The organism is Bartonella queenslandensis AUST/NH15 (assembly GCF_000312585.1).
Taxonomy (GTDB): domain Bacteria; phylum Pseudomonadota; class Alphaproteobacteria; order Rhizobiales; family Rhizobiaceae; genus Bartonella; species Bartonella queenslandensis_A.
Window position 1 is genome coordinate 20,746 of the sequence record NZ_HE998003.1, and the last position, 2,849, is coordinate 23,594.

Below are 2,849 nucleotides of genomic sequence, written 5' to 3' on the forward strand. Positions count from 1 at the left end.
AAAACATTCCCTTTAATTTATTATTATTGATTGAGAACTTAGAAGCATTTTTAGAAAAACTTATAGCTTTTCAGTATAATATGTTTACTAAGGAATTTTTTTTGAAAAAGACTCATATTTGAAATTTTTCAAGTATTCTTTTTCCTTTATATTGAACTTTATAACATGCTTTTGCTTGCTAGCTATTTAGTATGAGTTTTTGAAAATTCAAGATTTATTTGAGAGTCTTTGAGACTTTTTAGATTATTTGTTGAGCTAAATTTTTCTTTTTGATTTTTTTAAACGTTGGTATCTATAGATGAACCTTCGTGATCAAGATTTGTGTCACTTAAGAATTAATGGGAGGATCATGGGTAGGGTATTTGTTGTGGCTATTTAAAGGGGGCATCCGCGATTTCTAGTTCTATTTTTTGAAGTTGTTTTATTTCATCACGAAGTTGTGCTGCTTCTTCAAAATTAAGATCTGCTGCTGCTTTACGCATTGATTTTTCCAGAGATTGAATATGGCTTGCTAAATTATTACGATCCATATTATTTTGCGTGATAAAATTAGAAATATTTGTAAGCGTTTGATGGTTTTCACTTCCTGCATTGAGAATATCGTCGATATTTTTTTTTGATACTGGTTGGTGTGATATGGTGCTCTTTATTGTAGGTTATCTGTTTTTGTCGACGTCTTTGTGTTTCTCGTAAAGCACGTTCTATAGAGCCTGTAATTGTATCGGCATAAAGAATAACCCGACCATCTACGTTGCGTGCAGCACGACCGATGGTTTGTACGAGTGAGGTTTCTGAGCGCAAAAAACCCTCTTTATCGGCATCTAGTATGGCAACAAAACCGCATTCTGGAATATCCAAACCTTCTCGAAGGAGGTTGATGCCAATGAGAACATCAAAGGTGCCAAGCCGCAGATCACGAAGAATTTCAATACGTTCTAATGTATCAATGTCGGAATGCATATAGCGTACGCGAATACCTTGTTCGTGAAGATATTCCGTTAAATCTTCGGCCATACGCTTGGTTAGGACAGTGATTAATGTGCGATAGCCTTTTTGAATTGTTTTACGAATTTCATTGACGACATCATCGACTTGGGTGCGTGCTGGACGAATTTCTGTTTCTGGATCCACAAGCCCTGTTGGACGAATGATTTGTTCAGCAAAAATGCCATGGGATTGTTCTATTTCCCAGCGTCCTGGTGTTGCGGAGACAGCAATGGTTTGTGGGCGCATAGCGTCCCATTCTTCAAAGCGCAAAGGACGGTTGTCCATACAGGAAGGGAGGCGAAAACCATATTCTGCGAGAGTGGCTTTTCTGCGAAAGTCTCCGCGATACATACCACCAATTTGGGGAATAGTGACGTGGCTTTCATCGATAAAAACAAGAGCATTGAGTGGAATATATTCGAATAAGGTTGGTGGTGGTTCACCAGGATTTCGCCCTGTTAAATAACGTGAATAATTTTCAATTCCCGGACATGAACCTGTTGTTTCTAACATTTCTAAATCAAAAATTGTACGTTGTTCTAAGCGTTGTGCTTCTAAAAGACGTCCAGCAGCATTCAATTCATCAAGACGTTGAACCAGTTCTTTTTTGATGGCTTTCATGGCTTGATTTAAGGTTGGACGCGGTATGACGTAGTGTGAATTGGCATAAATTTTAATAGATTGAAGATCCTCTGTTTTTTGTCCCGTTAGAGGATCAAATTCCGTAATTGTTTCTACTTCATCGCCAAAGAGCGAGATACGCCAAGCGCGATCTTCAAGATGGACTGGAAAAATTTCAATTGTATCTCCTCGCACACGAAAAGAACCACGAGTAAAATTGATATCTTGTCGATAATACTGTTGAGAGACTAAATCAGCCAAGAGTTTTCGTTGATTGAGTTTGTCCCCTTTTTCTATTTGGAAGGTCATGGCCGTATAGGTTTCTACGGAACCAATTCCGTAGATACAGGAGACAGATGCGACGATGATAACGTCATCACGCTCTAATACGGCGCGTGTTGCAGCATGGCGCATCCGGTCGATTTGTTCGTTAATAGAGGATTCTTTTTCAATATAAGTGTCAGAGCGTGCAACATAGGCTTCTGGTTGATAATAGTCATAATAAGAAACAAAATATTCGACAGCATTGTGAGGAAAAAAGCTTTTAAATTCCCCATAAAGCTGTGCCGCTAAAGTTTTATTAGGGGCTAAGATAAGAGCTGGACGTTGTGTTTGTTCAATGACTTTCGCCATCGTATAGGTCTTTCCTGAGCCTGTAACCCCCAAAAGTACTTGTGTGCGTTCATCTTTTTCAATTCCCTCAACCAGAGTTTTAATGGCTTGAGGCTGATCTCCTGCCGGTTTAAAGGATGTTTCGAGTTGAAACGGAATACCACCTTCAGATTTTTCAGGAGGAATAGGGCGGTGAGGTGTCCATAATGCACCATTCTTAAAAAGAGGATTACCTGAAGCAATGAGAGCAGAAAGAGCTTCTACGGTTGCAGTAACACCATTTTTCATTGTTGTATCCTTTGATAGAAAAGTGCTCGTAATTTTAAAGGGAATACAAATTTTTACAACTTCATTACGATAACAGCAAAGCGTTATTGAACAGGTTTGTTTTGGTTGACTGAAGCTTTCGTTAGGATATTGATCAAGTTTTTTATGAGATGAATTCTTCAAAATATTTCTTTGTAAAGGACATGTTTGCGGTTGTTCGGGGATTATGTATATTTTTGCCGTGATGATATTCAAGAGGAGTTATTATAGCTGTTATGAAGGTGTAAAGGTGCAAACCAGCTTCCATCTTTACCATCATTCTTTAGTTCAGCTTTACGACTTTCAAAAGCATCTAAAGCAAT

General features: G+C 38.3%; 1 pseudogene. It reads right to left on the reverse strand.

The window, feature by feature from the left end:
• Window positions 1–371: 371 nt before the first annotated feature.
• Window positions 372–2,508, reverse strand: a pseudogene (uvrB, locus tag BN338_RS05260) (excinuclease ABC subunit UvrB).
• Window positions 2,509–2,849: the final 341 nt, after the last annotated feature.